Source organism: Streptomyces sp. NPDC020780 (assembly GCF_044334475.1).
Classification (GTDB): Bacteria; Actinomycetota; Actinomycetes; order Streptomycetales; family Streptomycetaceae; genus Streptomyces.
The window spans coordinates 1-23,993 of the sequence record NZ_JBIRTB010000005.1 but is presented as its reverse complement, the minus strand read 5'-3'; the positions used below and the strand labels follow the sequence as shown (position 1 = coordinate 23,993).

Below are 23,993 nucleotides of genomic sequence, written 5' to 3'. Positions count from 1 at the left end.
CTCACTTGGCGGGCGCAGGGCCGTACAGCTGTGCCGGGTCGCCGGCCAGGGCCGCCTTGACAAAGCGGCTGGGGTCGTCGACCAGCACTTCGAGGGAGTCGCTCTGCACACCGTCAAGGCTGGCGCGTGCGACGTCGACGGGATCGATCTTGGGGGCGTCGGTGCCCGCCATCATGTCGGTGTCCGCTGCCCCCAGGTGAACACCCTGGACAAGGGTCTTCTGTCCGGCGAGCTCGACGCGTACGCCGTTGGTCATGTTCCACTCGGCGGCTTTGGCCACGGAGTAGGAGCCCGAACCCTGGGGGGTGGCAACCCATGACAGTACGGAGAGGACGTTCACGATCGCTCCGCCGCCGTGGGTGGCCAGAACCGGAGCGAAGGCGCGGATGACGCGGAGGGTGCCGAAGAGGTGCGTCTCCAGTTCTCGCCGGACGTCGTCCAGGTCGTCGGTCAGCAGGTTGGCTCCTGTGGCGATGCCAGCGTTGTTGACCAGCAGTGTCACGTCCTGTGCGACGGCGGCCGCATCCGTGATCGACTTCTCGTCGAGGAGGTCCAGGTACAGCGGGCTGACGCGGGGGTCGGATGCGGTGATCGTCTCCGGGCTGCGGGTCGCCGCGTAGACCCTCTCGGCTCCGCGGGCCAGCAATTCGTCAACGAAGCGCCGGCCAATGCCCCGGTTGGCTCCGGTCACGAGCGCGGTGGAACCAGCAATGTCCATGATCATCCTTTCATCGGGCGGAGGACGGCGATTGCTCCCGCCCTTCGCGCCTACGCTAGAACTTGACGTCAACGTCAAAGGCAAATCGGACACCGCAGAGCGAGGGGCGAGTCACAGTGCGTATCGGAGAGCTGGCCGACCGGGCCTGCGTCAGTACGCGCGCTTTGCGCTACTACGAGGAGCAGGGCTTGCTGCGTTCCTCGCGCACGGCAGGAGGACAGCGGGTCTACCCGCAGTCGGCCGAAGACCGTGTACGGCTGATCCGCGAGCTCTACACAGCCGGGCTCACCCGCCGCGTGATCGCCTCACTCCTGCCGGCTATCGATGCACGCCACGTCGGTCCCGAGTTGCTGGCGCGCTTGCTTGACGAACGTGCCCGCACGACGGCGAAGATCGCCGAGTTGCAGGCGGCGGGCCAACGCCTCGACGCCCTGATCGCCCTCGCCACACACCCGGACTCCGACTCGTGTCCGGCCACACTCGACCAGGCAGCCGCAAGTAGTTCCGCCCCGTAGACGTCCTTCTCCTGCCAGGAAGCCATGTGGTGGACGGCGCGGGAGCCTCGTGCGTGACGAGAACCGATCCCGTCACCCGATCAGTGGCCACGCTGAAAACGCTCAGTGAACGGACCGCTTCGCCTGTGGCTGTGGCGCGTCGCAATGATCAATGAGATCGAGCTCGCTCCCATGGGGCGCGTTCTCGGCCTCTCCGCCCTCGATGTGCAGTCTGTAACCATGTGGATGCTCTGCTACTTCGTTCCCTGCTGGGCTTTGACCATGGTCATCAGTTTCATGGTGAGTCGGCTGCTCTACCGGCTCCGCATGATCTTTTACCCGGCCCGCCTGGCCGACAAGTCCCGTGCGGGCCTTGCCTACCGCTACGACCTCGTCGGCCAGGTGCTGAGGACGGTCAACGCGTGCAGCATGGTCCACCGCGCTCCGGATGACCAGAAGGAGTCCGCGCGCCGGGCACTATCGGACGCCCTGGCGCAGGTGGAGCAGGCCATCAGATGGGCACATCACTCCCGGGGAACCCTGTCCCTGCGCTCACCTCTGCACAGCAAGGCCAAGAGCCATGCCGACCGTGTCATCGGCAGGCTGCGTACTGCGGATCAACACGTCGACGCAAGGGGGGACGGCGAACTCCGCCCCCTCGCCGAACTACTCCTGACCATCGCGGAGAGGTACTTGGCGGGGCGCGTCACCTCGCTGCTGAAGAAGAAGACGCTGAAGGGGGCCGAACCGGCCAAGAGCCGCGAACCTCTGCGGCTGGCCGCGGCTGCCTTCCTAGTTGCTGCCGGAGGCGTGGGAATCGATCTCTTCGGCCTCCCCGACGTCCTCAAGGACACCACCTTCGCCGCCGTCGTCATCATTGCCATCACGCTTCTGTACCGCGGAGCCTGGGTGCCCAGAGGCTTCGCGGTACCCACTGGAGCCCGGTAGTGAACGTCATGTGGCACCCTCAGCTTGCAAGTGTCATGGTGGCCTGCGTTCTCGCGGGCCCCCTCTTCTGGTACGGCATTAGACACGCGACCACCCTGCAGTCCCTCATCGTCAGGTGCGCGGTCACCGGCCTGTCGGCATTCCTCGTCTCCACACTCTTCAATGGGATCTTCGCGCACCTCATGGCGTACCCGGACGACCGCTTCCCGGCCGACACTCGGTTCATCGCTGCTGACCCGAACAAGCTCCGGCTGGCGGTGGGGGACTCCGAAGACGAAGTTCGTACGTTCACGCAGATACACCTCTGCGAGTCGGCATCCGCGAAGGGTGGCGAGACTTCCTGGATCTGCTTCCATGACGACGGACGAAGGACAACATCATTCAGAACAAGGGACGGTTCCGTCGTCTTCATAAGGAGATGGAACGACGGGAAGTGACGAGCAAGCGCGCCAGGACACGGAAGCCGAAGACGTCCGTTCCGCACCCACAGGGACTGGACCTGATCGTGGCACCGCACGAGCCCCTTCTCGTCTATCAAATGAGGGCTGACCAAACCATTGAACCCTTCTGTTCACCTTGGCGGACCTGCACAATCGGCAGCATCGTGACGGTGGCGGTGGCTGGGAGACCGAGAGCAATGCTCAAGACCTGTGGATCGGACTCGGGAGGGGTGCCTCGCGGAACGCGGAGGGCGTACCTTCCCGAGTGATCGACTTCTGGTCATCGAGTAGGCCCGCGTTGCAGCGCGGGTCGGGAAGGCACGCCCGTGCTGAGCGTAGTCAACGAGGACGGCACCACCCAGAGCGGCTCCCTAATGGACGACATCGTCCGTGAGGGCGCCCGTCGGATGCTCGCCGCGGCCCTGGAAGCCGAAGTCAATCAGCACATAGCCGAGTTGGCGGGCGAGCGGGACGAGGTCGGCCGCCGTCTGGTGGTCCGCAACGGCCACCACCGCGAGCGGACGGTGACCACCGCCGCCGGGCCGATTGCGGTGAAGGCGCCGCGGGTGAACGACAAGCGGGTCGATGGCGAGACGGGCGAGCGCAAGCGGTTCTCGTCGAAGATCCTCGCCCCCTGGTGCCGGAAGTCCCCGAAGATCAGCGAGGTCCTGCCCCTGCTCTACCTGCACGGTCTGTCCTCCGGCGACTTCGTGCCCGCGATGGAGCAGTTCCTCGGCTCGGCCGCTGGGCTCTCGCCGGCCACGGTGACCCGGCTGACCAAGCAGTGGAGCGACGACCACGCCGCCTTCCAGGACCGACACCTGTCCGGATCCGACTACGTATACGTGTGGGCCGACGGCGTCCACCCCAAGGTCCGCCTCGGCCAGGCCCGCTCCTGCGTCCTGGTCCTCATGGGCGTGCGCACCGACGGCAGCAAGGAGCTGATCGCGCTCGCCGAGGGCCTGCGCGAGTCGGCCGAGTCCTGGGCCGACCTCCTGCGGGACTGCCGTCGGCGCGGCATGCGCGATCCCGAACTCGTCGTCGGCGACGGAGCCATGGGCCTGTGGCGGGCTCTGACCGAGGTGTTTCCGCAGGCCAGACATCAAAGGTGCTGGGTTCACAAAACCCGGAACGTGGTCAACGCCCTGCCGAAATCGGCCCAGCCCGGCGCGAAGAAGGCGCTGCAGGAGATCTACAACGCCGAGGACCGCGATCACGCCGAGAAGGCGGTGAAGGACTTCGGGCGCGCCTACGGCGCGAAGTGGCCCAAGGCCGTCAAGAAGATCACCGACGACGTCGACGAACTCCTGGCGTTCTACGACTTCCCGGCCCAGCACTGGGTCCATCTGCGCACGACGAATCCGATCGAGTCGACCTTCAGCACGGTGAAGCTGCGGACCAAGGTCACCCGCGGCGCCGGCAGCCCGGCCGCGGCCCTGGCGATGGTGTTCAAGCTCGCCGAGTCCGCCCAGGCCCGCTGGCGCGCGATCACCGCACCCCACCTCGTTGCCCTCGTCCGCAATGGCGCCCGCTTCGAACGCGGCGTCCTGGTCGAGCGTGAGCAGGAGGCCGCGGCATGAGTGAGCGCGAAGAACGCCCGCTGCTGTTCCTGGACGTCGACGGACCTCTCCTGCCGTTCGGCGACGGCCCGCAGCGCGAGCCATCAGGCACCGCTACAGATTCGCACCTGAAGCGGCTCGACCCGCGCGTCGGGCCTCGCCTCGCGGCACTGCCGTGCGAGTTGGTCTGGGCCACCACCTGGGAGGAGGAGGCGAACACCGACATAGCACCACGGCTCGGCCTGCCACCCCTGCCGGTCGTGACCTGGCCGGAACCCTCCGACGCGCATGAACGCGAGGACCAGTGGTTCAGGCTCCACTGGAAGACCCGAACCCTGGCGGCATGGGCGGACGGACGCCCGTTCGTCTGGGTCGACGACGAGATCACCGACGCCGATCGGGACTGGGTGTCCACCCACCACCCCACCCCGGCCCTCCTCCACCGCATCGCGTCGTCCCGCGGCCTCACCCACGAAGACTTCGCAGTCCTCGATCAATGGCTGCGGGCCACTTGAGGCTCCCCACGGTGATCCACAGGAATTGACAATTGCTCGAGACCCGAGCTCCGGTGGTGTAGGGCCTGGGGGTGTGGGTATGTCGAGGAGCGCTTCGAAGGCGGATTGGCCGTTGTCGACCGCGGCGCGTTCGTCCTCGGTCAGCGGGATGGAGGCGAGCATGCGTTGGAGGTTCACCTTGGCCTCCAGAAGTTGCGCCCTGCTGGAAGCCTTGGGAGCGTAGAAGTCGCAGCGAGCGCACTCCATTCGGTGATGGCACTGTTCGAAGAAGCTGTAGGTGCACCAGCCATGGTCGAGGTCGTAGTACTGCCAGGGTTGCCCTGCCGCGGCTGTACCGGTGGCGACGGCGTCGCGGTCGTTGCGAGGCCGTTCGGCGGCAACCCTCCGTAAAGGGGTCGGCTCTTCAGACATTGCTGACGCACCATCAGTCATTCAAGATCATCTTGCACGTGCGTTGCACAAGGTGCTGAAAAACAACAGTGATCAGCGCCGGGTCGTGAAGGTTGGTATCCGCAGGTCAGATGGCATATTGGGGTGTCGTGTCCCTTGCCACCAAGGGGCACGACACCCCACCCCTCAGATGTCCCGGAAGGGACCGCGCAGTCCCATGACCTGCGGCGATACCTGGTTGCAGGGCGTTGACCTGCGTGAATCTTCTTTCAGATGTCTTCTGTGCGTGCACATTGATGCGGCCGAAAGTCCCAGAAAAGTCCCAGGGTCCCTGCCGCCCGCGACCCGCTCTCCGGGCTACATGCGGGCCTTGGCTCTGAGCCGTCGCTGGGGTCCGCCAAACGAACGTTTGGCGGACCCCCGCTGCGCGTTCGTCATGTCCGGGGTGCAGTGCTGTTTGCGGCCAGGCCAGTCCGGCAGCGTTCCCGTACAGCAGGCATCCTGCAACAACTTCCGGCAGCGATGTCGGACAAGGGGCGTGAGGTGCCCGTGGGGGTGGCAGATGGAACAGGCTCGTTCCCACTCAGCCCTGCGTACGAAGCGATTCGAAGAAATCATCGATCTCCAAAATTTCCGCATCGCTGAGATGGGGGACGCTCCACTGCATCCTCGCACCGTGCTCCATGAATCCAGAAGGGAGCCCCGTCCTGTAGGTCTCCACGTACTCGGCAGTGTCGCGACGCCAGTAGTAGGTGCCGTCACTGTGAAGGGCGGACCCGCCCATCACGCCGAACTTTTTGCCCACGACATCCTCCGTATATCCCATGAGGGCGATGATCACGGGAGCTCTTCTCAGGTATTCCGCTACGCGCGAGCAGTCGTGTACGGGCATCTGTCCGGAGAGTTTCTTGATGCCCTCCGCATTAACGCTGAAGCGGGACTGGCTGGAGATACTGCTGAAAAACCCGAGAGGGGTGACCTGGCGCATGTGACGGCTTCCTGAGCAGGACCGCGTGAGGCGGTGATAGGTATACTTATACTGGTGCGTAAGGGTGCGCACGGCTTTCGTTCCGGACGCGCCCTTACGGATAATCCTGAGCTGTTTTCGGAGAATTCTACCTCGGGTCGCCCTGGCTCCCCTCAGGCCACTCGCGAACCTTTCCGGTCCGAGGGTGGAGATCTACCTGATGACCGCTCGCGTTTCTCACTTCCACGCCACCCAGAGCCTTGGAGAGTTCACCGGCCGCCTTGCAAGCGCCGTGACAGGTGACCAACTGAATGGGGCCTCCGTTGTAATGCGGATTTTCTCTGACCAGTTCGGCGATCTGCTGCGGGTGGGTTATCTTGCCGTCAACAATGAATTCTCCCTGTTCGTTGCCGTGCACAATGACGTCGTGCCCGTAGTCGCCCTTGGACCGCAGCAGATTCTGAATCGTGTTCGTATCGTCTCCGATTGCCGTGGCGGTCCTTGTGTAGCGGACGCTTCCGCCGGCCCAGGTGAACGACGAGGCAGGTGGAACCCCCATCACGGTGGCTCCAGCCGCACCACGAGGCGATGCCGCCGCCTTGCGCCACCCGGTCAGTCCTCCGAGTCCCGTGACGGCGAGCTGTTGGGTCAGCTCTTCGGCTGCTTCGGCGTAGAGGTCGGCGAGTGCGTCGCAGCCTTGTTGGCGGAGCATGTATTCGGCGCGGTAGAGGCGGTAGGCGGGGCGTACGGGGAGGTACTTGTCGAGGAAGGCGCCGGCGCCGCCGTTCTCGCCGGTGAAGGCGTCCTGCGCGTCACCGAGGAACACGAACGGTGACTTGACGACGTCGACGAAGGCGTCACCGAAGATGCCCAGCACGTCGCCGATGCCGTCGACGCTGTCGTTCGGGTCTTTGGGGGTCCGGCCGCTGGGGTCGGTGAGCAGGGTGGGCTTGTTGTCGGCGTAGGCGTACGGGGACACGTGGGGAGTCGAGGCACTGCGCGCAGCTGGGTCGGTGCTGGTGAAGCGGCCGGTGGCGGGGTTGTACTGGCGGGCGTGGAGGTCGATGTTGCCGGTGGTGGCCTCGTAGCGGGCGCCGGTGTAGGTGGGCGTGCTCGCGGGGGCGCCTCCGGTGACGGTGCCCAGGACGCGGGTGCCGTAGGGGTCGTAGGCCCAGCGTTGGTGGAGGGTGCCGGTGCTGCTGGTGACGTCGAGCGGGGAGCCCTGGGTGTCGTGGTGGTAGTAGAACACCGCACCCGCGCCGGTCTTGGTGGCTGCGGGCTGGCCGAGGGGGTCGTAGCGGTACGACTGCTTGACGGTCCAGGCGCTGTCGTACTCGGTAGCGAGGATCGGCAGGGGTGCGTTGGGGTCCCACTGGGTCCGGCTGGTGACCTCGCCGTCCTTGAGCGTGGCGACCTGGTTGCCGCTGGCGTCATGGTCGTAGGCGTAGTTGGCACCTGCGACGGTGGCGGCGGAGATCTGTCCGGCCAGGTCGTAGATGAAGGTGTCGGCGCCGGCCTTTGTCTGGTTGCCTTCTGCGTCGTACTCGTACGCGGTGGTGGCCCCGGCGGTGGTGGAGGTGAGCTGGTCGGCGGCATCGTAGGCGTAGCTGGTGGACGTGGCGCCGAGGGTGGAGGTCAGACGGTTGCCGACCTTGTCATAGGTGTAGGACGTGGTGCGGGTCGCGGCGCAGCCGGTGACCCAGGGCTGGGGGTAGCAGCCGGCGGTGATGCGGCCCGCGGTGTCGTAGGTCTGGTCGTAGCCGCCGGTGCCGACTCCGGCCCGCGTGACGTCGACGCGGGTGGGCAGGCCGGCCGCCGAGAGGGTCAGGGCGGTCTTGGTGACTGTCGTGCCCGCCTTGGCGGAGGTGACGGCGGTGACGCGGCCCGCCCGGTCGTAGGTGCGTTCCTCGGTCTCCGTGTTGGGCAGCGCCGTTTTGGTGAGGTTGCCCGCCGCGTCGGAGGTGTAGGTGGTGGTGGCGCCGTCGGCCGTCATCGTGGCGGTGCGGCCGTCGTTGTCGTAGGTGTAGCCGACGGTGTTGCCGTCGGAGTACTTGCGGGTGAGCATCTGCCCGGCGCCGTCGTAGGTGTAGGCGAAGCCGCGGGTCTTGGTGAGGTCGCCGACCGCGTTGTAGACGAAGTCCTCGGAGATCTTCGCGTTGGCGCGGGCGGTCATCTGCCCGGCGTCGTCGTAGCCGAGGGTGACGTCCGGCGTGGAGTCCGAGTAGTCGATCTTGGTGACCAGGCCGCGGACGTCATACGTCCGGGTGGTTGAGCCGCGGGGCGTCGTCACCTTTACCGGATTGCTGTCCGCGTCGTACGCGTACGTCGTCGCCCTGTCCAGGGGGTCGGTGACCGACGTCAGGCGGTGCGCGGCGTCATGACCGTAGGTGGTGACGTGGTTGTTGGCGTCGGTGCGACCGGTCATATTGCCGACCGCGTCGTAGCCGTAGGTGGTGGCCGCGCCGCCGGGGGCTGTGACGGTGGTCAGCTGGTCGAGCTTGTTGTAGCTGTAGGTGGTGGCGCGCTGGTCGGCGTCCGTGCTCCGGACGACGTTGCCGACGGCGTCGTACTCGGTCCTGGTCGCGTTGCCGAGCGGGTCGGTGACGGTGGTCGGGTTGCCCGCCGGGTCGTAGTCGTAGGTGGTGGTGTACTGGGCGGGGGAGGCGCCGGTGACGTTGCCTCGCGGGTCGACGGCGGTGGCCTGGCGGCCGTCGTCGTCGTAGGTCCAGCTTTCCTTGTTGCCCAGGGGCGAGGTGCTGCTGAGCAGGTTCCCGTCGGCGTCGTAGGTGTAGGTGCTGGTCTTGCTCAGCTGGTTGGTGCTGCTGGTCAGCCGATTGTTCTTGTCGTAGACCGAAAGGGTCGTCTTGCCTGCGGCGTCGGTGACCTTGGTGACGTTGTCGTTGGCGTCGTACGTGTAGGCGGTGGTGTGGCCCAGCTGGTTGGTGTTCACCAGCGGCCGGTTGATCGCGTCGTAGGTCGTGGTGGTGAACGCGCCGGTGGGGCCGGTGACCTTGGTGCTGTTGCCTGCGGCGTCGTAGGCGTAGTTGGTGGTGTGGGCGGCCGGGTCGTTGCCTGTGGCGTTGCCGCGCGGGGAGACGCTGGTGAGCAGGCGGCCCACCTTGTCGTAGGTGTAGGTGGTCTTGTTGCCGGCGGCGTCCGTCTCGGAGGCGAGGTGTCCGGCGGCGCTGTAGGTGCGGGTGACGAACTTGCCCGCCGGGTCTGTCGTTCGCGTCAGGTGCCCGACATCGTCGTAGGCGAATGCCGTGGTGTCGCCCTCAGGGTTCTTCGCGGTGAGGAGCTGCTCCGCGCCGTTGTACGTGTAGGCCGTGGTACGGCCCAGTGGGTCGGTGGCCGAGCTGAGTAGACCTCGCCCGTCGTAGGCGTACGTCGTCGTGAAGACGGCGGGGTCAGCGCCGGTGACGTTGCCGCGCGGGTCCGTCTTGGTCAGGATCCGCCCGGCCGCGTCGTAGGTGAACGTCGCCTTCTCACCCAGGGGCGTGGTCACCGACGTGCGGTTCCCGGCCGTGTCGTAGCCGTAGGTGGTGACCTTGCCCCGTGGCGTCTTTACGGTCTGGATGGCGCCGAGCGTCGTGTACGTGTAGACGGTGGTGCCGCCGAGCGGGTCGGTGGTTGTCGTCAGCTGGTTGGACGTGTTGTACGCGTACGTGGTCTTGTTGCTGCGGCCGTCGGTGTGGCTGGTGATGTTGCCCGACGCGTCGTACGTCCAGATCTCCTTGTAGCCGAGCCCTGAGGGCGAACTGCGCGTCAGCATCCGGCCGGCGCTGTCGTACGTCATCGACGTGGTGTGGCTGCGTTGGTCGGTGATGCCCACGGGCCGCAGATTGCGGTCGTAGTCGTAGGTGATGCTCTTGCCGTACGGGTCGATGGTCGACATGAGGACGTTGCCGGAGTACACGTCGGTCCACACGCCGCCGTCGGGCGCCGTGGTGTGCGACTCGCGACGGCCGTCCCAGGTGAAGGTGGTCGTCTTGGTGTTCTGGTCGGTCTGGGAAGTGATCCGGCCTGCGGTGTCGTAGGTGTTGCTGACCTTGCCGCCTGCGGGGTCGGTGTAGGACGACAGCCGCTTGTTCGCGTCATACGTGTAGGAAGAGGTCTTTCCGGCGGGGTCGGTCACCGAGGTCAGCAGACCACCGGTGTAGCCGTAGGACACCGAGGTCGTGTCCGGCAGGGCCACCTTGGTCAGCAGCCCGTCCGCGCCGACCGTGAGGGTCGTCGTGCGTCCGGCGGCGTCCTTGACGGAGGCGAGCTTGCCGGACACGTACGTCAGGTTCAGCCCCTTCCCTGCCTTGTCCACGACGGAAACGAGCTGACCACCGCTGGTGAAGGTCCGCTTGGTGTGGTCGGGCGTGGTCAGCATGTAGTCGCTGGTGCCTTTGACCAGCTTGGCTGCCGACCCGGCCGGGGCTTTGTACGTCCCGTCGCCGTTCTGCGTGAACACGAACGACGCCCCGTCGTCCGCCCGGTAGGTGACCTTTCCCGTCGCAACCGTGAGCTTCGAGTCGAACGGTGTCGCCCAGCCGCGTCCCAGCAGGCCCGCTGCGGTCGAGTCGGAACGGTAGGTGCGTTCCAGGGCGAGGGGCACACCTGGGCCGACCAGGGAGGCGTCGGTGAGCTGTTCGAAGAACATGCCGGTCGCCGTGTTGACCGGGTCGGCACGGTGGGCTTGGGCGTAGCAGGTGCAGATGCCCGCCTGCGCCCCAGGGATGTCGGGCGTGTAGAAGGCTTCCACCAGGGGAGAGGTGGTTCCACCCGGACTCGACGACCCGTCCGTGCCGGTGAGGAAGATCCAGGCGTAGTACTTCTTGCCGTCCTCGAGATGCCCCCCGAGCGTGCTGCCGCTCCACCAGAAGCACTGGTCGGCGGGGTAGGCGTTGCCCGGCCACCATCCGTAGCACCAGGCGCCGTTGTCGAGGTAGCGGCCCGAAGGGTCACCGGTGGAGCGCTTGATCTCCTGCTGGAGGACGAAGTTCCCGGCCTCGTCGCGGACGTAGAGCCACATCCCGGATACCGAGGAAGCCGTCGTGCCCGTTGGTAGCTGCAGTTGCCCGCCGATCGACAACATCGCCGGGTAAGCAGTGGCGTACGCGCTGACCCATGGGGGATTCCCTGTTGCCTGGGTGCCGAACGGAGTTGCCGATCTGTTGGCGGCCGGGCCTCGGTCGGCTGGTTCGGTGGGGCGGGGGTGCGGTGTGCCGGACGGCTTCTTTGCGCGCGGGGCGATGTAGTTGTGCATGGGCGACAGCTCGCCCCGGTCCCGCTTCACCTGCTGGCGTCTCTCGGCCAGCGTCATGGCCTTGGGCGGCTTCGGGAGGTCCGAAGCGGTTCTCGCCGCGGCCGTCCGTATGGCAGCCGATGGGGGTATGGAGGTCTGTTGGCCTCCAGGGGATGCCCAGGAGGGGATGACCCCTGCGACGGCAAGGAGAGCCAGAGCCAGGAGTGTCGTGAGGAGTCTTCGCGCTTGTGTGCGCACAGTGCATCACCCGTGAGTAAGTCGTGAACAGAGTCGGGGTGATGCTTGATCCAAAAGCGGATCGAACTAACGCACGGCGGCGGATGGGGCTGGATCCAGACGTGTCGCGCCGAACGGTGCCTGGAGTGTCCCCTGGTCGCGCGGTCGGCCAGTCGCCTTGGGATGGGCGATTGGCGTGAACACGCCGCCCTGCCCTGGAGGCGGTAGTTGAACACCCGGAGGGCAGTCGGCCAAGCCTTGGTTTCTGTTTGGAGGCCAGCGTGATTGTGGCGACTGTGGGGGAGTGAAGGTGCGCCTCGTTCGCGGACCTTGCTTGCTGTCGACGTGCGGGAGTGGAGCCTTCAGTGGCGCTGTTGGCTTCGCGGACCATGATCGGCCGGGTGCTGGCCACTGTCGTCGGTGACGCCCTCGACCGAGGGTCGGCGCCTACCTCGCGGCCCGGCGGGAGGCGGCCGAGGACAGGGCCGGACCGCACCGAACCATGGCCTTTGACGGCAGGCGCTGAAGGGGTCGGCCTATCTGGCCGCTACCCACAGGCGCCTGCTTTCCGCGGTCACCCACCATCGCGTCGTAACCTCGCCCAGGCGGAGGCCGGGCCGGGAATGGGGTTCTCCCGGTACGGCGCGAAGTCGTTGGCGTCCGTGCCAGAGAAGTTCCTCCGCGCGGGTGCGGAGTGTCGTCGGCCGGCGGGCATGGCCCATGACGTTGTCCGGACAGATGGCGGGGCATGACAGATGAGCTGGCGTCCGGAGCCGACGGGGGCGGACCCGATGGGTGACATGGCTTTGGCAGCCTGTTCGCCGGCTGTCGGGGTTGACGCTCCAGGTAGCCACACGTAGGACGGCGAGCTGAGAAATGGTCTCTGACCTGGGCTTTTCCATCAAGCGCTCAGGCCGACATGTTTGCGATGGCTCATCGCGTGAAGAGCCCGGTGCACGGAGGCCATCGCTCCTGGTTCAAAGTCCCAGAAAAGTCCCAGGGACTCCGTCACACCCCGCCTCGACTCGCATTTGTGCAGGTCAGAAGGGGTGTGGCGGTGCCATTTTTGCAGGCTTTCAGATGTCCCGGAAGATCTCGATCTGAGCCCCCACCGAGTTCAGCCGCTCCGCCAGTTCCTCGTAGCCGCGGTTGATCACGTACACGTTGCGCAGGACGGACGTTCCCTCGGCCGCCATCATCGCCAGCAGTACCACCACCGCCGGACGCAGCGCGGGCGGGCACATCATCTCGGCGGCGCGCCAGCGGGTCGGGCCCTCGACCAGGACCCGGTGGGGATCCAGGAGTTGGAGCCGGCCGCCGAGGCGGTTGAGATCGGTGAGGTAGATGGCGCGGTTGTCGTAGACCCAGTCGTGGATCAGGGTCTTGCCGTGCGCGGAGGCGGCGATGGCCGCGAAGAACGGCACGTTGTCGATGTTCAGCCCGGGGAAGGGCATGGGGTGGATCTTGTCGATGGGCGCCTCCAGTTTGGAGGGGCGCACGGTCAGGTCCACCAGGCGGGTGCGGCCGTTGTCGGCGGCGTACTCTGCCGTGCGGTCGCAGTCGACGCCCATCTCCTCCAGGACCGCCAGCTCGATCTCCAGGAACTCGATCGGGACCCGGCGGATCGTCAGCTCCGACTCCGTCACCACGGCGGCGGCCAGCAGGCTCATCGCCTCGACCGGGTCCTCGGAGGGGGAGTAGTCGACGTCCACGTCGATCTCGGGCACACCGTGCACGGTGAGGGTCGTCGTCCCGACCCCGTCCACGCGTACGCCGAGCGCCTCCAGGAAGAAGCACAGGTCCTGGACCATGTAGTTGGAGGACGCGTTGCGGATGACGGTCGTGCCGTCGTGCCGCGCGGCGGCCAGCAGGGCGTTCTCGGTCACGGTGTCGCCGCGCTCGGTCAGGACGATGGGACGGCTCGGCCTGATCGCCCGGTCCACCTGCGCGTGGTACAGCCCGTCGGTCGCCGCGATGTCGAGCCCGAAGCGGCGCAGCGCGATCATGTGCGGCTCGATGGTCCGCGTACCGAGGTCGCAGCCGCCCGCGTACGGCAGGGTGAAGCGGTCCACGCGGTGCAGCAGCGGGCCGAGGAACATGATGATGGAGCGGGTGCGGCGCGCGGCGTCCGCGTCGATCGCCTCGAGTTCCAGTTCGGCGGGCGGCAGGATCTCCAGGTCGACGCCGTCGTTGATCCAGCGGGTGCGGACGCCGATGGAGTTGAGAACCTCCAGCAGGCGGAAGACCTCTTCGATGCGGGCCACCCGGCGCAGTACGGTGCGGCCCTTGTTGAGCAGGGAGCCGCAGAGCAGGGCCACGCACGCGTTCTTGCTCGTCTTGACGTCGATGGAACCGGAGAGCCGGCGTCCGCCGACCACGCGCAGATGCATGGGGCCGGCGTAGCCGAGTGACACGATCTCGCTGTCGAGGGCTTCACCGATGCGAGCGATCATCTCAAGGCTGATGTTCTGGTTGCCGCGCTCGATGCGGTTGACGGCGCTCTGACTGGTGGCGAGCGCCTCGGCGAGCTGCGACTGTGTCCAGCCCCGGTGCTGGCGGGCGTCACGGATGAGCTTGCCGATACGTACGAGGTAGTCGTCTTCCATGAGTTGAACGCTATCTCAGATATGAGATCAAGCTCGCGAGGGGGGTGTGGTGTTCGCATAGACCTCGGGTGCCCCGGCCGTGTGAGGCCCGCATTCCGATGGTGGATTCCTGTCGCGGCGCTCGGCGCGTCGGATGCCGCCGAACGGGTGAGTCCTCAGCTGTGGCGGCGACGTCGCGTCGTCCTGCGCCAGCCGAAGGGGCCCGGCAGGTCCATCGACGTGGTGCGCCGGCCGGTGCTGCTGGTGGTGTGCCTCGGTCCGTTCCGGCCGCCCGTGGTGACGGACCATGAGCGGCGGTTGATGTTCAGACGGACGCCCGGAAGTATCCGGAAGCTCTTGCGGAAGGTGAGCGGCATCGGTGCCTCCTCTGTCGCGGCTAGCGGCTTGCGGCTTGCGGCTTGCGGACTGTGGATGTGCTGATACGAGTACGGATATCCCGTACCCGCCCGCTCATGCCCGACGGTCGCGGGTTGTCCGCATGCTCGGGCGCGGGCCGACCGCCGACGACCGATCCGCCGACGACCGATCCGCCGACGACCGATCTGCCGCCGATCGATCCGCCGACGGCCGACCCGCCGCCGACCGGCCCCCCGCCGGCCGACCGCCGCCGGGTGCCGGTATCGCGCAGGGGCGGCGCGGAACACGGGCGCCCGGGCATGACCGCGGGGCGGCGATGTACTAGAGTTATCTCGACATCGAGATATCTGCCGAGGCGCGCCGCAGCCGCCGCGCGGTAAGGGTTACCTAACTAACCCTTACCTCAGCGGATGGTCGGGGCCGTAGGCGGCACCACGCGGCGCCGGCCGCCAATGAGGCGCGGCGCGGTAGTACGCGCACATTGAAGAAGGAGACTGTCGTGTCGGCGAACAGCTTCGACGCCCGCAGCACGCTGCGCGTGGGCGACGAGTCGTACGAGATCTTCAAGCTGGACAAGGTCGAGGGCTCCGCGCGCCTCCCTTACAGCCTGAAGGTGCTGCTGGAGAACCTCCTCCGTACCGAGGACGGCGCGAACATCACCGCCGATCACATCCGGGCCCTGGGCGGATGGGACTCGCAGGCCCAGCCGAGCCAGGAGATCCAGTTCACGCCGGCCCGCGTGATCATGCAGGACTTCACCGGTGTCCCCTGTGTCGTGGACCTCGCCACCATGCGTGAGGCCGTCAAGGAGCTCGGCGGCGACCCGGCGAAGATCAACCCGCTGGCCCCGGCCGAGCTGGTCATCGACCACTCCGTCATCGCCGACAAGTTCGGCACCAACGACGCGTTCGCGCAGAACGTCGAGCTGGAGTACGGCCGTAACAAGGAGCGCTACCAGTTCCTGCGCTGGGGCCAGACCGCGTTCGACGAGTTCAAGGTCGTCCCCCCGGGCACCGGCATCGTCCACCAGGTCAACATCGAGCACCTGGCCCGCACGGTCATGGTCCGCGGTGGCCAGGCCTACCCCGACACCCTCGTCGGCACCGACTCGCACACCACCATGGTCAACGGCCTGGGCGTACTGGGCTGGGGCGTCGGCGGCATCGAGGCCGAGGCCGCGATGCTGGGCCAGCCGGTCTCCATGCTCATCCCGCGCGTCGTCGGCTTCAAGCTGACCGGCGAGCTGCCCGCAGGAACCACCGCCACCGACCTCGTGCTGACCATCACCGAGATGCTCCGCAAGCACGGCGTCGTCGGCAAGTTCGTCGAGTTCTACGGTGAGGGCGTCGCCGCCACCTCCCTCGCGAACCGCGCCACCATCGGCAACATGTCGCCGGAGTTCGGCTCCACCGCCGCCATCTTCCCGATCGACGACGAGACCCTGAAGTACCTGCGCCTGACCGGCCGCGACGCCCAGCAGGTCGCCCTCGTCGAGGCGTACGCCAAGGAGCAGGGCCTCTGGCTGGACCCGGCCGCCGAGCCGGACTTCTCCGAGAAGCTGGAGCTCGACCTCTCCACGGTCGTCCCCTCCATCGCCGGCCCGAAGCGCCCGCAGGACCGCATCGTCCTGGCGAACGCCAAGGCCAAGTTCGCCGAGGACGTGCGCAACTACGTCACCGACGACATGGAGGCGAGCAAGGAGTCCTTCCCGGCCTCCGACGCCCCCGCCGTGTCCCCCGACGGCGTCCCGTCGAACCCGGTCACCGTGACGGCCCCCGACGGCACGACGTACGAGCTCGACCACGGCGCCGTCACCGTCGCCGCGATCACCTCGTGCACCAACACCTCGAACCCGTACGTCATGGTCGCCGCCGCGCTCGTGGCGAAGAAGGCGGTCGAGAAGGGCCTCACCCGCAAGCCGTGGGTCAAGACCACCCTCGCCCCGGGCTCCAAGGTCGTCACCGACTACTTCGACAAGGCGGGCCTGACCCCCTACCTCGACAAGGTCGGCTTCAACCTCGTCGGCTACGGCTGCACGACCTGCATCGGCAACTCCGGCCCGCTGCCGGACGAGGTCTCCAAGGCCGTCAACGACCACGACCTGGCCGTCACCTCGGTGCTTTCCGGCAACCGCAACTTCGAGGGCCGGATCAACCCCGACGTCAAGATGAACTACCTGGCGTCCCCGCCGCTGGTCGTCGCGTACGCCATCGCCGGCTCGATGAAGGTCGACATCACCAAGGACGCCCTCGGCGTCGACCAGGACGGCAAGCCCGTCCACCTCGCGGACATCTGGCCCACCGAGGCCGAGGTCAACGACGTCGTCGCTAACGCCATCGGCGAGGACATGTTCAACAAGTCCTACCAGGACGTCTTCGCGGGCGACGCCCAGTGGCAGGCGCTGCCGATCCCGACCGGCAACACCTTCGAGTGGGACTCCGAGTCCACCTACGTGCGCAAGCCCCCGTACTTCGAGGGCATGACGATGGAGACGACCCCGGTCGAGGACATCACGGGCGCCCGGGTGCTCGCCAAGCTCGGCGACTCGGTCACCACCGACCACATCTCCCCGGCCGGTGCGATCAAGGCCGACACCCCGGCCGGCCAGTACCTCACGGAGCACGGCATCGAGCGCCGTGACTTCAACTCCTACGGCTCGCGCCGCGGTAACCACGAGGTCATGATCCGCGGCACGTTCGCCAACATCCGCCTGCGCAACCAGATCGCGCCGGGCACCGAGGGCGGTTTCACCCGCGACTTCACCCAGGACGGCGGGCCGGTGTCGTTCATCTACGACGCCTCGCAGAACTACCAGGCCGCGGGCGTCCCGCTCGTGATCCTGGCGGGCAAGGAGTACGGCTCTGGCTCGTCCCGCGACTGGGCCGCCAAGGGCACCGCGCTCCTCGGCGTCAAGGCCGTCATCGCCGAGTCCTACGAGCGCATCCACCGCTCGAACCTCATCGGCATGGGCGTCCTCCCGCTCCAGTTCCCGCAGGGCGGGACCGCCGAGTCCCTCGGGCTCACCGGTGAGGAGACCTTCTCCTTCGCCGGCGTGACCGAGCTGAACGACGGCACCACCCCCGCCACCGTCAAGGTGACCACCGACACCGGTGTGGAGTTCGACGCGGTCCTGCGCATCGACACCCCCGGCGAGGCGGACTACTACCGCAACGGCGGCATCCTGCAGTACGTGCTCCGCAGCCTGATCCGCAAGTAGGCGATCTCCGGCAGCAGAAGAAGGGCCGCACCCCTGCGATCAGGGGGTGCGGCCCTTCGCTGCAATAGGTTCGAAGGCCTCATGAAGAACAACCTGACCTCGCCGGCGGCCAAGGCCGGTCACGAGTCCGTACGGCGCCACAACCTGAGCCTCGTGCTGCGCACCGTGCGCGCGGAGGGCGAGGTCACCCGTGCCCGGGTGGCGAGCCTCGTCGGGCTCACCCGGGCCGCCGTCTCCTCCCTCGTCGAGGAACTCCTCGCACTCGGCTGCCTGAGCGAGTCGGGCAAGACCTCCAGCGGGTCGGCCGGACGCCCCGGCACCGTGCTCACCCTCGCCCGCACCGGTCCGGCGGGGCTCGGGGTGGAGATCAACATCGACTACGTGTCGGTGTGCGCCGTGGACCTCACCGGGACCGACCGGGTCCGGGTGACGGAGCACACCGACCACCGGGGCGTCCCACCCGCCGAGGTCCTCGCCCACGCCGCCCGGCTGACCAACCGGGTCATCGCCTCAGCCCGGGAACAGGAACTGCGCGTGGTCGGCGTCGAACTGGCCCTGCCCGGCCTCGTCTCCGGCGGCGTCGTCCGGCAGGCCCCGAACCTCGGCTGGAACAGGGTCGCGGCCGAGGGCATCTTCGGGCAGGCACTCAGCACCCTGCGCCCGGCGGGGCGCGCGCTGGCCGTCGGCTCCGGCAACGAGGCCAACCTCGCCGCCCTGGCCGAGCTGTGGTTCGGCGGGCTGGGCGGCGTACGCACCTTCCTCTACCTCACCGGTGAGATCGGCGTCGGCGGCGCGCTCGTGGTGAACGGCGAGATGCTGCGCGGCGCCCACGGCTTCGCGGGCGAGATCGGGCACGTCGTCGTCGACCCGCAGGGCCCCCTCTGCCGGTGCGGGGCGCGCGGCTGCCTGGAGCAGTACGCGGGCCGGGCGGCGCTGCTGACGGCCGCGGGCATCGACCCGGAGACGGGGGTGCGGGGGGTCGGCGAGCTGGAGCAGCGGGCGGCGAACGGCGAGGCGCGGGCCCTGGAGGCGCTGCGGGAGGCGGGGGACCGCCTGGGTGTGGTGCTGGCCGGCGCGGTGAACCTCTTCGACCCGGAGGCCGTCGTCCTGGGCGGTATCTACCGCGGTCTCATGCCGTGGCTGGAGGGCCCGGCGGACGCCCAGCTCACCGCGCGGGTCGTCTCGGGCCGCTGGCACGAGAACGGCAGCAGGCTGCGCGCGTCCTCCCTCTCCGGCGACGCGGCCCGCGGCGCGGCGGCCAGGGTGGTGCACGACGTCCTGGCGGACCCGGGCGCGTACGCCGTGCGGTGACGGTGCGGCGGCGGAGAACGGCAACCGGTGGGGGGAGAACCGGACCGGGGGCGCACGCGCCGTGGTGCGCGCGTACGCCCCCGGTCCGGTGAGGTGATCAGGCCCGGTGGGCCGCGATCAGCTGCTGGTACCAGCGGTAGCTGTCCTTCGGGGTGCGCTCCAGGGTGTCGTAGTCGACCCGGATGATCCCGAACCGCTTCGCGTAGCCCAGCGCCCACTCGAAGTTGTCCAGCAGCGACCACACGTAGTACCCGCGTACGTCGACGCCGGCGTCCATGGCCGCACGGAGCGCCGTCAGGTGCGTGCGCAGGTACTCCACCCGGTCCGCGTCGTGCACGCAACCGTCGGCCTCGACGCTGTCGTACTCCGCCGAGCCGTTCTCCGTGATGTGCACCGGGGGCAGGGCGTCGCCGTAGGTCTGCTTGAGCGTGGTCAGCAGGTCGGTGAAGGACTCCGGGACGACCGGCCAGCCCATGGCGGTCTTGCGGACACCCCGGTACTCGCCCTCCGCGTACCGGTTGTCCGTGGCGACCCGCAGCGCCGGGTCCGCCTCGCGGTGCGGTGCGGCGGCGACCACGATCGGCCGGTAGTAGTTGATGCCGAGGAAGTCCAGGGGCTGGGAGATCAGCTCCAGGTCGCCCTCCCGGCGGAAGTCCTGGCCGGTGATCAGCTCGCCCCAGGTCTCCTCCTCGGTGGCCGGGTAGCGGCCCGCGAGGATCGGCTCGGTCCACACCAGGTTGTGCTGCGTGTCGGCCCGTACGACGGCGGCGAGGTCGGCATCGGACTCGGTGGCCGGGACGTTGCGGTCCAGGTTGAGGGTGATGCCCGCCTCCCGGACCCCGGCCGCACGCAGCGCGCTCATCGCGTGGCCGTGGCCGACCAGCAGGTGGTGTGCGGCGGCGAGCGCGCCGCGTCCCTCCTGGGCGCCCGGCGCATGGCGGCCCACGGAGTAGCCGAGGAAGGCGCTGCACCACGGCTCGTTGAGGGTGATCCAGCGTGGCACCCGGTCGCCCAGGTGCTCGGCGACGATCGCCGTGTACTCGCCGAAGCGCTCGGCCGTCTCCCGTACCCGCCAGCCGCCCTTGTCCTCCAGGGCCTGCGGGAGGTCCCAGTGGTAGAGGGTGGCGGCCGGCTCGATGCCCGCCTCCAGGAGCGAGTCGACGAGCCGGGAGTAGAAGTCCAGGCCCTTCGGGTTGACCGGCCCGCTGCCCGAGGCCTGGATCCGGGACCAGGCGATCGAGAAGCGGTACGACTCCACGCCCAGGTCGCGCAGCAGCGCCACGTCCTCGGGATAGCGGTGGTAGTGGTCGCAGGCCACGTCGCCGGTGTCACCGCCGTCCGTCCGGCCGGGGGTGTGACTGTAGGTGTCCCAGATGGACGGGCCGCGGCCGTCTTCCTCCACGGCGCCCTCGATCTGGTACGAGGCCGTGGCCGCGCCGAAGACGAAACCGGGCGGGAAGACCGGGAAGTCACTCATGGAAACCCTTACTTGACCGAGCCGCCGGTGATCCCGGCGGCGATGTACTTCTGGGACAGGACGAGCAGGACCGCCGCGGGCACCGCGGAGAGCACGGACGCGGCCATGACCGAGCCCCAGTCACCGACGTGGGCTCCGATGTACTGGTAGATACCCAGCGTGATCGGCTTGACGTCGTCCGTGGTGTTCAGCGTGAGCGCGAACATGAAGTCGCTCCACGCGTACAGGAACGAGAACAGCCCCGCCGTGATCAGGGAGTTGCGGCTCATCGGCAGCACGACCTGGACGAACGTACGCATGCGGCCCGCGCCGTCCACCTCGGCTGCCTCGATGACCTCCCGGGGGATGGACACCATGAAGGAGCGCATCAGCACGATCGCGAACGGGATGCCCAGCGAGGCGTCCGCCAGCATCAGCCCGAAGTAGGAGTTGACCAGGCCGAGATCGACGTACGCGCTGTACAGGGCGTTCGCGATGACGATGCCCGGGACCATCTGCGTGATGAGCGTGCCGAACACGATGGTCCTGCTGCCGGGCAGCCTGAACTGCGCGAGCCCGTACGCGGCGGGCGCGGCGACCAGCAGGCAGATGGCCACGGCGCCGAGCGCCACGGCCAGCGAGGTCAGCAGGTTGCCGCCCTGCTCGGTGAAGGCCGACGTGAAGCCGGAGAGGTCCACGCCCGTCGGGACGGGGCCCACGTCGACCAGGCTCGCGTCCGGCTGCAGGGCCGTGTTGATCATCCAGTACAGCGGGAACAGCATGACGGCGAGGATGACGACGCCGAGGACGGTCGCCCCCCAGCGGCGCTTCGGCCGGTGGACGGCGGCGGGCACCGGGGCGGCGGGGATCTGGGTGGTGGTCGCCATGCCGGTCACTTCCCCTCGTTGCGGTTGACCCGCAGGTAGAACACCGCGAAGACGGCGGAGATCAGGATCAGGATGTTGCCGACCACGGCACCGGCCCCGAAGTCCATCTGGACGAAGGAGTTCTGGTACGTGAGCGTGCCGAGCGTCTGCGTGGAGTCGGCGGGGCCGCCGTCGGTGAGCGCGAGGACCAGGTCGAGGATCTTGACCGTCGACATGAAGCCGAGCACCAGCACCACCGTGATGACGGGCTTGAGCATCGGCAGGGTGACCGACCGGAACGTGCGCCAGGCGGACGCGCCGTCGAGGGCCGCGGCCTCGCTGAGCTCCTTGGGGACCTCCTGGAGGCCGCCGTAGAGGATCACCATGTTGAACGGGATGCCGATCCAGATGTTCACCAGGATCACCGAGATCAGCGCCATGCTCGTGCTGGTCAGCCACGGGGTGTCACCGGGAAGGCCGACGGTGCCGAGGAAGGAGTTGAGGACGCCGGTGTCCTGGTCGAAGATGCGCCGCCAGACGATGCCGGAGACGACCATGGGCACCAGCCACGGCAGGAGGATCAGCGAACGCAGGATCCCGTTCAGCGGGAAGCGGCGGGTGAAGAAGACGGCCAGGGCCAGGCCGATGCAGAACTGACCGACGAGCGATCCGACCGTGAAGAGGATCGTCTGCCAGAGTGCCTTGCCGAAGAGCCCGTCGCCGAAGACGTTGCTCCAGTTGTCCATGCCGTTGAACGGCGCCTCGCCGGTGAAGAAGGTGGACGGCGAGTAGTCCTGGAAGCTCATCACGATGTTGCGGACGAGCGGGTAGCCGAAGAACAGGGCCATGAAGATCACGGCAGGGGCGATGAAACCCCACTGGGCGAGCTGCCTGCGGCGCCGGGCGCGCCGGGGGCTCACGGGCCTCCCGGCCGCGGCCGCGCCGGTGGCCTGCGGGTCGGCCGGCGGTGCGGCGGCCGAGGCTGTGGTGGATGACATGGTTCGTTACCTCAGTTCCCGCTCGTGACCTGCTGCTGGGCACGCTTCAGAGCGGCCTCGCTGGACTCGCCGGTGAGGGCGGACTGGAAGGCGCTCTGCAGGGCGAGCGACACGGACGACCACTGCGCGCCGACCTTCGCGGTACGGGAGCGGGCCGTCGAGACCTGTCCGGCCAGGGCCGCCAGCTCCGGGGCCTTCGTACGCCAGACGGCGGCGGCCTTGGCGTTCGCCGGGACCATCCAGCTGTTCAGGGCGTAGGTGATCTGCTCCTGCTCTCCCGCCATACAGCCGATGATCTTGGCGGCCGTCCGCTCGCGCGCGCTGTCCCCGGTGTTGGGCACGGTCAGCACACCACCGCCCAGCGGACCGACCGAGTCGTCGCCCGCCTTCGGTACCGGGATCTGCGCGATGCCCCAGTCGAGCCCCTTCTTCGAGTTCAGGGTCTCCACCTGCCACGGGCCGTTGATCATCATGGCGGCGTTGCCCGCCATGAACTGGTCGTTCACATCGGCCTGGGTCCAGTTGACGGTGGATTTGGAGAGCGAGCCGTCCTTCAGCAGCGACTTCCAGTAGTCCAGCGCGCCGGCGACCTCGGGGCTGTCGAGCTTCGTCTCGTCGCCGCCGTTCGACCACATGAACGGGGTGAACTGGAAGACGCCGTCCTCCGCGCCGCCCGCGCTCAGCGCGAGGCCGTACCGCTTGCCCTGGGTCAGCTTCCGGGCCGTCGACCGCATCTCGTCCCAGGTGGTGGGCACCTTCAGGCCGGCCTTGGCGAGGGTGTCCTTGTTGTAGAACAGCGCCAGGGTGTTCACCGTGCGCGCCGCTCCGTAGTACGTCCCGTCGAACGAGCCGAAGTCGACGATCCCCTCGGGGATGTCCGTCGTGGCCAGCCCGAGGTCCTTCAGCGGGATCAGCCCGCCCGCCTCCGCGAACGTCGGCATCTCGGAGGCGTCCAGCTGGAGGACGTCCGGCAGCGACTTCGACGAGGCCATGCGCAGCGCCTTGGTCATCAAGTGCGCGGCCGGCACGCTCTGCTGCTCGATGGTGATCCCGAGCTGCTTGCTGCAGCGCTTCAGCGTGTCACCGTCCCAGCGGTGGTACGACTCGTCGGTCGAGGAGTTCATGACGGTGTAGACGTCCTCGTCGCGCTGCTGGCCGCAGCCGGACAGAACGGTGCCGGCGACGACGGTGGAGACAACGGTGAGGGGGAGGAGGATCCGCCGGGTGCGGCGGCGTCGGACCAGGCCGTCCGGAGAGGGTTCTGTCACGGTGGTGCCCTTGCGGTGAGAGGGTGGCCGGTGCGCGGGGAGCGCTCCCACTGGCTGAGTGCCGGGTCCGTGCGCGGGTCCGGCACTCCGTGCACGGGAAGGGTGTCCGGCGGGCGGGCCGCCGGACACCCGGTGCGTCAGCGGACGCCGAGGAGGTGGTCCAGGGCGAGTTGGTCGAGGGCTTCGAAGGCCATGGAGCGTTCGGCGGCGGTGGTGATGTCGAAGTCCTCGTAGGCGGTGCGGTCGGCGAGGAGGGCTTTGAGGCCGTCGTCGGCGGTGGGTCGGGCGAGTTCGTGCAGGCGGGAGGCGGTGAGGGCTTCCTGGACGGCGGGGTCGGCGCGGAAGGCGGCGGCGCGTTCCTTGAGGATGAGGTAGTTGCGCATGCAGTTCTTCGCGGATTCCCAGACGCCGTC

The 23,993-nt window shown here is 68.1% G+C and carries 16 protein-coding genes and 1 pseudogene; 7 read left to right on the top strand and 10 right to left on the bottom strand.

Going from position 1 to position 23,993, the window contains the following annotated elements; translation table 11 throughout:
• Position 1: 1 nt before the first annotated feature.
• On the bottom strand, positions 2-718 hold the full coding sequence (locus ACH4VO_RS11095; RefSeq protein WP_069173755.1) for an SDR family oxidoreductase: 717 nt from the start codon (positions 716-718) through the stop codon (positions 2-4).
• A gap of 116 nt (positions 719-834) precedes the next feature.
• On the opposite strand from ACH4VO_RS11095, the gene ACH4VO_RS11090 reads away from it, so the two are divergent.
• The 5 genes from ACH4VO_RS11090 to ACH4VO_RS11070 all read left to right on the top strand — a co-directional run bounded on the left by ACH4VO_RS11090 (position 835) and on the right by ACH4VO_RS11070 (position 4,674).
• Positions 835-1,233: a MerR family transcriptional regulator gene (locus ACH4VO_RS11090; protein WP_360991524.1), complete on the top strand. Its 399-nt coding sequence runs from the start codon at positions 835-837 to the stop codon at positions 1,231-1,233.
• 144 nt (positions 1,234-1,377) lie between these two features.
• A complete protein-coding gene (locus ACH4VO_RS11085) occupies positions 1,378-2,160 on the top strand; it encodes a hypothetical protein (RefSeq protein ID WP_360991521.1) in 783 nt (260 codons plus the stop codon).
• Positions 2,160-2,597, top strand: coding sequence for a hypothetical protein (locus ACH4VO_RS11080; RefSeq protein WP_360991519.1), 438 nt, complete (start codon positions 2,160-2,162; stop codon positions 2,595-2,597). The genes ACH4VO_RS11085 and ACH4VO_RS11080 overlap by 1 nt, the downstream gene beginning before the upstream one ends.
• Positions 2,598-2,926: 329 nt before the next feature.
• Positions 2,927-4,180: an IS256 family transposase gene (locus ACH4VO_RS11075; RefSeq protein WP_360991517.1), complete on the top strand. Its 1,254-nt coding sequence runs from the start codon at positions 2,927-2,929 to the stop codon at positions 4,178-4,180.
• Entirely contained in the window at positions 4,177-4,674 is a 498-nt protein-coding gene (locus tag ACH4VO_RS11070) for an HAD domain-containing protein (protein ID WP_360991513.1), read from the top strand. Before ACH4VO_RS11075 ends, ACH4VO_RS11070 begins: the two co-directional genes overlap by 4 nt.
• Before the next feature lie 973 nt (positions 4,675-5,647).
• On the opposite strand, the gene ACH4VO_RS11065 is transcribed toward ACH4VO_RS11070, so the two are convergent.
• The 4 genes from ACH4VO_RS11065 to ACH4VO_RS11050 form a co-directional block, all read right to left on the bottom strand.
• A complete protein-coding gene (locus tag ACH4VO_RS11065; RefSeq protein ID WP_056791702.1) occupies positions 5,648-6,052 on the bottom strand; it encodes a hypothetical protein in 405 nt (134 codons plus the stop codon).
• Between the two features lie 127 nt (positions 6,053-6,179).
• A complete protein-coding gene (locus ACH4VO_RS11060; RefSeq protein WP_360991511.1) occupies positions 6,180-11,342 on the bottom strand; it encodes a DUF6531 domain-containing protein in 5,163 nt (1,720 codons plus the stop codon).
• 1,235 nt (positions 11,343-12,577) lie between these two features.
• Entirely contained in the window at positions 12,578-14,107 is a 1,530-nt protein-coding gene (locus ACH4VO_RS11055) for a UDP-N-acetylglucosamine 1-carboxyvinyltransferase (protein WP_360991509.1), read from the bottom strand.
• Between the two features lie 155 nt (positions 14,108-14,262).
• Entirely contained in the window at positions 14,263-14,463 is a 201-nt protein-coding gene (locus ACH4VO_RS11050; protein ID WP_360991506.1) for a DUF4236 domain-containing protein, read from the bottom strand.
• 500 nt (positions 14,464-14,963) lie between these two features.
• On the opposite strand from ACH4VO_RS11050, the gene acnA reads away from it, so the two are divergent.
• Positions 14,964-17,681: an aconitate hydratase AcnA gene (gene acnA, locus ACH4VO_RS11045; protein WP_360991504.1), complete on the top strand. Its 2,718-nt coding sequence runs from the start codon at positions 14,964-14,966 to the stop codon at positions 17,679-17,681.
• 81 nt (positions 17,682-17,762) lie between these two features.
• Positions 17,763-18,992 (top strand): ROK family protein, encoded by a 1,230-nt coding sequence (locus tag ACH4VO_RS11040; protein WP_360991501.1) that lies wholly within the window; start codon positions 17,763-17,765, stop codon positions 18,990-18,992.
• A 97-nt stretch (positions 18,993-19,089) separates the two neighbouring features.
• On the opposite strand, the gene ACH4VO_RS11035 is transcribed toward ACH4VO_RS11040, so the two are convergent.
• The 5 genes and pseudogenes from ACH4VO_RS11035 to ACH4VO_RS11015 form a co-directional block, all read right to left on the bottom strand.
• Positions 19,090-20,469, bottom strand: a complete 1,380-nt coding sequence (locus ACH4VO_RS11035; RefSeq protein WP_360991499.1) for a GH1 family beta-glucosidase — start codon at positions 20,467-20,469, stop codon at positions 19,090-19,092.
• Between the two features lie 8 nt (positions 20,470-20,477).
• Entirely contained in the window at positions 20,478-21,335 is an 858-nt protein-coding gene (locus ACH4VO_RS11030) for a carbohydrate ABC transporter permease (protein WP_360991496.1), read from the bottom strand.
• Positions 21,336-21,340: 5 nt separating this feature from the next.
• Entirely contained in the window at positions 21,341-22,312 is a 972-nt protein-coding gene (locus tag ACH4VO_RS11025) for a sugar ABC transporter permease (RefSeq protein ID WP_360991494.1), read from the bottom strand.
• Between the two features lie 11 nt (positions 22,313-22,323).
• Positions 22,324-23,580: a sugar ABC transporter substrate-binding protein gene (locus ACH4VO_RS11020; RefSeq protein ID WP_360991491.1), complete on the bottom strand. Its 1,257-nt coding sequence runs from the start codon at positions 23,578-23,580 to the stop codon at positions 22,324-22,326.
• Positions 23,581-23,717: 137 nt separating this feature from the next.
• Positions 23,718-23,993 (bottom strand): annotated as a pseudogene (locus tag ACH4VO_RS11015) (xylose isomerase); the annotation flags it as partial.

Bases quoted from the DNA above. Each gene is read 5' to 3' on its own strand.
- ACH4VO_RS11030 (WP_360991496.1), bottom strand. From the start codon at position 21,335: ATGGCGACCACCACCCAGATCCCCGCCGCCCCGGTGCCCGCCGCCGTC.
- ACH4VO_RS11095 (WP_069173755.1), bottom strand. From the start codon at position 718: ATGGACATTGCTGGTTCCACCGCGCTCGTGACCGGAGCCAACCGGGGC.
- ACH4VO_RS11085 (WP_360991521.1), top strand. From the start codon at position 1,378: ATGATCAATGAGATCGAGCTCGCTCCCATGGGGCGCGTTCTCGGCCTC.
- ACH4VO_RS11065 (WP_056791702.1), bottom strand. From the start codon at position 6,052: ATGCGCCAGGTCACCCCTCTCGGGTTTTTCAGCAGTATCTCCAGCCAG.
- ACH4VO_RS11055 (WP_360991509.1), bottom strand. From the start codon at position 14,107: ATGGAAGACGACTACCTCGTACGTATCGGCAAGCTCATCCGTGACGCC.
- ACH4VO_RS11035 (WP_360991499.1), bottom strand. From the start codon at position 20,469: ATGAGTGACTTCCCGGTCTTCCCGCCCGGTTTCGTCTTCGGCGCGGCC.
- ACH4VO_RS11040 (WP_360991501.1), top strand. From the start codon at position 17,763: ATGAAGAACAACCTGACCTCGCCGGCGGCCAAGGCCGGTCACGAGTCC.
- ACH4VO_RS11025 (WP_360991494.1), bottom strand. From the start codon at position 22,312: ATGTCATCCACCACAGCCTCGGCCGCCGCACCGCCGGCCGACCCGCAG.
- ACH4VO_RS11070 (WP_360991513.1), top strand. From the start codon at position 4,177: ATGAGTGAGCGCGAAGAACGCCCGCTGCTGTTCCTGGACGTCGACGGA.
- ACH4VO_RS11050 (WP_360991506.1), bottom strand. From the start codon at position 14,463: ATGCCGCTCACCTTCCGCAAGAGCTTCCGGATACTTCCGGGCGTCCGT.
- ACH4VO_RS11060 (WP_360991511.1), bottom strand. From the start codon at position 11,342: ATGACGCTGGCCGAGAGACGCCAGCAGGTGAAGCGGGACCGGGGCGAG.